The sequence below is a fragment of the Rufibacter ruber genome, assembly GCF_001647275.1.
Classification (GTDB): Bacteria; Bacteroidota; Bacteroidia; order Cytophagales; family Hymenobacteraceae; genus Nibribacter; species Nibribacter ruber_C.
In genome coordinates this window covers 139,021-145,104 of sequence record NZ_LRMM01000005.1, presented here as the reverse complement: position 1 = coordinate 145,104, position 6,084 = coordinate 139,021, and the positions used below count along the sequence as shown (strand labels likewise).

Here is a 6,084-nt window from a genome sequence, read left to right as displayed (position 1 = left end):
TTTGGCGTCTGAATTTTCTGAAAAACAGCACACGCCCGGGCTTTTTTTTAATGGAGTGAATTTAAAGACGAGCCACTACCTGGTGATCATCTCAAAGCCAGTATAGCGGTGCAGTGCCTTCGGCAACTTGATACCCTCTGGGGTCTGGTTGTTCTCTAGCAGGGCCGCCACAATACGGGGCAACGCCAGGGCGCTGCCGTTCAAGGTGTGCAGCAACTGCGGTTTGCCGCCTTCGGTGCGCTGGCGCAGCTTCAGTCTATTGGCCTGGTAGGTTTCAAAGTTAGAGACAGAGCTCACTTCCAGCCATCGGCCCTGGGCCGCAGAGTAGACCTCCATGTCATAGGTGAGGGCAGAGGTGAAGCCCATGTCGCCGCCGCAGAGGCGCAGCACGCGGTACGGTAGCTCCAGTTTCTGCAACAGGCCCTGTATGTGCTGGCTCATCTCCTCCAACGCTGCATATGACTTCTCTGGGCTCTGGATCTGCACAATCTCCACCTTGTCAAACTGGTGCAGGCGGTTCAGGCCGCGCACATCGGCTCCCCAGGAACCGGCCTCTCTCCGGAAGCACGGCGTGTAGCCTACGTTCTTGATGGGCAGCGCGCCCTCAGGAATGATCTCATCACGGTAGAGGTTGGTGATGGGCACCTCGGCGGTGGGGATCAGGTACAGGTTGTCGGCGGTGGCGTGGTACATCTGGCCTTCCTTGTCAGGGAGCTGGCCGGTGCCGTAGCCAGAGGCCTCGTTGACCACAATAGGGGGCTGCACTTCGGCGTAGCCGGCTTGGAGGGCCTCATCTAAGAAGAAGTTGATGAGCGCGCGCTGCAGACGGGCACCCTGGCCTTTGTACACCGGGAAACGGCGCCGGTGTTTTTACCCCCAGGTCAAAGTCAATGATGTCATACTGCTTGATCAGGTCCCAATGCGGCTGGGCATTTTCAGGCAACGCCGGAATGGTGCCGTGCTCCAGCACCACCTCGTTGTCTTCGGCAGACTTGCCGGCGGGTACGCTCTCATGCGGAATGTTGGGGATTTTATAGATCGCCTGCTGCAGGTCATGCTCCAGTTGCTGCACCTCCTCGTCCAGGGACTTGGTGCGCTGTTTCAGGTCTGCGGTTTCAGATTTCAGTTGTTCAGCCTGCTCTTTCTGGCCGCTCTTCATGAGGCCGCCAATCTCTTTGGCCAGGGCGTTGGCGCGGCCCAGCAGCTCATCCCGTTCAGTCTGCAGGGAGCGGCGCTTCTGGTCCAGGTCTAAGATGGCCTGTATCTCCTGGGCGGCGTTCTTGAAATTCCTTTTCTCCAGACCTTTGAGCACAAGGTCAGTCTGCTCACGTAAAACGGGTACCTGTAACATGGTGTGTGGGTTTATTCTGTCGCAAAAATAGAATATTTTAAATAGGCTACGGCAATAGGCACTTTTTTCTGGGATTTTGTGTAACTATTTATATAAAAAGATTCGTATTGCTTGTAAATTAGAACAAGGCTGTCTAACATTGCATTACATTTTCAGAACGACCGCCACTCTGGTTCTTCAAAAACTCTTACTCAAACCATTTTCCTGTTTTATCTGTCTGCCTGTTGCGTTCTGCAACCGCTATGCTTATAAACTGAATAGCTAATTATTGTCTCTATTTATGTACAACATTGACGAGTTGAAAGATTCTCTTCTTTCAGAGCTCAAAGAAATTGCTGAGAACCTCGGCGTGACCAACTTCAAGAAGCTCAGCAAGCAGGACCTGATCTACAAGATATTGGATCAGCAAGCCGTCACCCCTGAAGACAAACTCCCCAAAAAATATAAGAAAGCTCCAGCAGCGGCAGAAGCCCAACCAGACGCAGAGGCTGCTCCCGCGCCCGCGCCTGTGGCAGAGGCACCCGCGGCCGAAGCCCCCCTTTCCTTGTTTGAGGCCAAAGCCGAAGCCGCTGCGGCACCGGAGCGCCCGGCCCGTACCGCCCGCCCGGCCCGTGCAGAGCGCACCCCGGCCGCTGCCCCGCGCGAGGAGAGACCGCGCATACAGCGGGAGCCAAGAGCGCCGCGGGAAGAGAATCAGCCGCGCGAGTCAGCGCCCACCCCGGCCGCTGCCCTTCCAGAAGCCCGGGAGAGCGCCCGCCCTGAGACCCGGGAGCCGCGTGAAAGCCGTATGCAGCCGCGTGAGTTCCAGCCCCGGGAGAGCCGTGTGCCAAGGGAGCCACAGCAACGCGAGACGCCAACCCGTGAACCGCGGGAGCAGCGGGAGCCAAACCAGCCGCGTGAGAATGCCAACGCAGCCCGCGAACCCCGGGAGAACACCCCGCGCGAACCACGCGAGAATACGCCGCGTGAGCCCCGGGAAAACAATAGCAACAACCGCGAGAACAACCCCAACTGGCAGAACCGCCGTGACCAGAACCAAAATCCCAGCCAGAACCGGGCACAGCAGACAAACGCCAACAACAACAATAACTACCGTGAGTTTGACGGCGTGATTGCCAATGAGGGGGTGCTGGAGCTGATGCAAGACGGTTACGGCTTCCTGCGTTCTGCGCACTACCACTACCTGGCCAGCCCAGATGATATTTATGTGTCTCCGTCACAGATCAAATTGTTCGGGTTAAAAACCGGTGATACCGTAAAAGGCACGGTGCGGGCACCCAAAGAAGGGGAGAAGTACTTCGCGCTGTTGAAAGTAGACTCAGTAAACGGCCGTACCACTGAGGAAATCAGAGACCGTATCCCGTTCCAGCACCTGACCCCGCTGTTCCCCGAAGAGCGTTTGAAACTCACCACCCGCTCCAGCCAGTACTCTACCCGTATCATGGACCTGTTCGCCCCTATTGGGAAAGGACAGCGTGGTTTGATTGTGGCCCAGCCGAAAACCGGTAAAACAGTGTTGCTGAAAGAGATTGCCAACGCCATCACAGAGAACCACCCCGAGGTGTACCTCATGATTCTCTTGATTGATGAGCGCCCCGAGGAGGTAACCGACATGGCCCGCAGTGTGAAAGCCGAGGTCATTGCCTCTACCTTTGACGAGCAGGCTGAGCGCCACGTGAAAATCTCCAGCATTGTGTTAGACAAAGCCAAGCGCATGGTAGAGTGTGGGCATGATGTGGTGATTCTGCTGGACTCTATTACCCGTTTGGCCCGTGCTTACAACACGGTGGTGCCGTCATCCGGTAAAATCCTATCTGGTGGGGTTGACGCCAATGCCCTGCACAAGCCTAAGCGCTTCTTTGGGGCGGCCCGAAACGTGGAGAACGGCGGTTCTTTGACCATCATTGCCACGGCCTTGATTGAAACCGGCTCTAAAATGGATGAGGTCATCTTTGAAGAGTTCAAAGGAACCGGTAACATGGAGCTTCAGCTGGATAGAAAACTTGCCAACAAGCGCGTGTACCCAGCCATTGACGTACCGGCCTCAGGTACCCGCCGTGAAGACCTGCTCATGGACCGCGACGAGCTCAGCCGTGTCTGGATCCTGCGCAAGTTCATGTCTGACATGAATTCTGTAGAAGCCATGGAGTTCCTGAAAGATCGCATGAAAGGCACCAAAGACAATGACGAGTTCCTGATCTCCATGAACAGCTAGTTTATAGGGAGTTCATAAAACAGAAAGCCCCGCCAGTCCTGCTGGCGGGGCTTTCTGTTTTATATGCTTTCCGATTATGGGCTACTTTTTAGAAAACAGCCCTAAAACAGGTATAGCCTTACGGAGGGGAAGCACTACCCGCCAAAGCTACCGTACCTGATGGCTTTCTGCTGCTTAGGGTCATAGACCAGTAGCCTGCCGTCTTCTTTGCCCAACAGGTACTTGAACCCAATTGTGCCTTTGTTTGCCTGCAGTTCCCGCCACGTAGACAGCTTCACCAGGGACGTGTCTGGGGTAGCGCCCTGGGAGATGGCCGGGGTCAGAAAGTTGGCATCCTGCACAAACTCATTCATCCGGTTCAGAATATAGGTTTCCCGTTCTGCCGCGGTTGGTGGTGTGTTCTGTTTCAAGGTATACACCATGTTGGCCTCCAGGTCTGCCGCTGAGAATAACTCCTGGTATATCTGCTGGCCGGTTCTGGTGGTAATCACAAACTCTACCTGCCCGGCGGTCACTGAATCTCCGCGTAGCGTGAGCCTGAAATAATCTGGTTCCCCCTTGCTGGAGAACTGATGCGTTCTCTGCACCACGTGCAGCAAAGGCATTTTCTGGAACTCTTTGCTCTCTTTAGAGGACGGCGGAAGCGTGGCGGTAGTAGGCGGCTGGTTTTCCTCCGGCGGGTTCTTCTCATGGGCTGGCTGGCAGCCGCAGACCCATGCCAGCAGCAGGAAATACAAATAACGGGAAGTGTTCATACGAGGGGATTTCCCCCTACTACGCGGTAACGAAGGGTTGGTTCTTAAATTATTTTAAGAATATGCTACCACACCAGCATCAGGATGAAGGCCAGGCTCATGCTCAGCGATGAAATCTTGTTCATGCGCATGGTATGGTCAAAGTCAGCGGCAGCCGTGTCTTTTTTTACTTTCCAGAGCCACCTGGTGAAGAATACCACCACCGGGAACGTGCAGAGCAGAAAAAAGAGCCCGTGGTACAGCTCATTCCTCAGCCAGTAGGTGTAGAGCAGCAGCCCGGCAGCTACCGCCAGGCTAACGCCTGCAAACAGGAAGGTGCCCCAGAGGCCTAACTGCAGGCTGAGAGTTCTGTCACCGCGCCTGGCGTCCTCATCATGCTGGTAGACCTGCGTGAGCGGGTAGGAGCCGCACAGAAACAGGGTGCTCACCAGCGCCAGCAGCAGATTGGGGCCAGATAAGATAGTGCCAGGCTCTACACCGCTGCCTACCTGTACCATGGCAAAGGTAAACCCTCCCTGGAAAAGCACCACCACCAGAGTACTCAGCAACGGGTACTTTTTCAATCGTATGCCTTTGTAACTGTAGGCCTTGGAGATGAGCAGGTACAGCGCCACCATGCCGGCAAACGGCAGTGACAGCAGCGCAGACAGCACCACCGCCAGCCCATCAAACGCCAGCACCAGCCAGTACAGCGCCTCTGTTACCTGCGGCGGATGTTTAAGCCCGCCAATGCTGCCTTCGTCCCGGTCATAATACGAGTTGTACCCGTTGCTGGCCGGGTAGACCAGCAGGTGCAGGGTCAGGAACACCGCGGCGGCGCGCCAAGGCTCCACCTGCGGGGCCGCGCTCAATGCGAACCAGTAGATGGGCATCAGGAACAGTGAAAACGGGATTCTGAGCAACCGCAGCGCGTTGGTGAGAGAAGACGTCATACCGGCAGTTTACGAAGGAAAACCTATTAAGTACAACACCCCCGTTCCGCTCCAGTGCCGGGCGCGCCCAATCTGCCAGGTGTAATGGGGGGCGTTCAACTGGTTTACCATCTGCTGCAGGTGCTGGGGCGTGTACATTCTGAACAAGGACACCGTACCGTCCCAGACCGTACCCAGCGGAATCAGGGGGAGCAGGTACGTGAAAAACAGCCTGCTCCATTTGAACGGCCTGATAAACGGCGTGATGAGCAGGATAAGCCACGGGAACACCAGCCACACCAGCAGCAGTTCATACCACTTTTTCCCGGCGCCTTCAAAAATGCCTATGCCCTGGTTCTGCCGCACGGCATCTGCTAAGATGGCCTGGGCCGTGGCCGGTGAGAAATGATGAAACGCTGAGAAGACCGTTCTAAACCCCTCCAGGTGCTCGGGCACCGCTGTGGCGTCTACAGCGTCTGGGGTGTAGGTGAGTGCCTGGCCTGACTGGGCGGCCAAATACCGGTATGCTTCTACGTTGGGGAACTTGTCTGTGAGGGTGATGGTGTGCCGCTGGCCTGAAGTACGTTCCAACTCCTGCCACACCTGCAGAATGCCGCCGCCCGCCCCAGAGCAGAGGTCTACCAGATGGTTCTGGTTTTGGTGCCGTAACGCTTTCCGCAGGAGCGGAACAACGGGTTTGTAAATCCCCAGGCCGGTAATCAGGAACCGCAGCACATCCATCATGCCCTGCCGCACCACGTGCGGAAACCACGTCTGGTCTTCCAGTTCAAAAAGCTGCCACCGGTGCCGCATACTGGTTGTTTAAGGTAAGGTGAAAGTAGCCTGAGAGTA

General features: G+C 56.0%; 4 protein-coding genes and 1 pseudogene. 1 reads left to right on the top strand and 4 read right to left on the bottom strand.

Annotation, left to right across the window (positions count from 1 at the left end; all coding sequences use genetic code 11):
- Positions 1–75: 75 nt before the first annotated feature.
- Positions 76–1,351: pseudogene (gene serS / locus A8O25_RS03735) on the bottom strand (serine--tRNA ligase).
- Positions 1,352–1,631: 280 nt separating this feature from the next.
- On the opposite strand from serS, the gene rho reads away from it, so the two are divergent.
- Complete coding sequence (gene rho / locus A8O25_RS03730) at positions 1,632–3,566, top strand: transcription termination factor Rho (RefSeq protein WP_066830982.1); 1,935 nt, start codon at positions 1,632–1,634, stop codon at positions 3,564–3,566.
- A 134-nt stretch (positions 3,567–3,700) separates the two neighbouring features.
- On the opposite strand, the gene A8O25_RS03725 is transcribed toward rho, so the two are convergent.
- The 3 genes from A8O25_RS03725 to A8O25_RS03715 form a co-directional block, all read right to left on the bottom strand.
- Positions 3,701–4,321, bottom strand: a complete 621-nt coding sequence (locus A8O25_RS03725; protein WP_153042570.1) for a hypothetical protein — start codon at positions 4,319–4,321, stop codon at positions 3,701–3,703.
- Between the two features lie 65 nt (positions 4,322–4,386).
- Positions 4,387–5,253 (bottom strand): UbiA family prenyltransferase, encoded by an 867-nt coding sequence (locus tag A8O25_RS03720; RefSeq protein WP_066830978.1) that lies wholly within the window; start codon positions 5,251–5,253, stop codon positions 4,387–4,389.
- 9 nt (positions 5,254–5,262) lie between these two features.
- Entirely contained in the window at positions 5,263–6,045 is a 783-nt protein-coding gene (locus A8O25_RS03715; RefSeq protein WP_066830976.1) for a hypothetical protein, read from the bottom strand.
- Between the last annotated feature and the right edge of the window lie 39 nt (positions 6,046–6,084).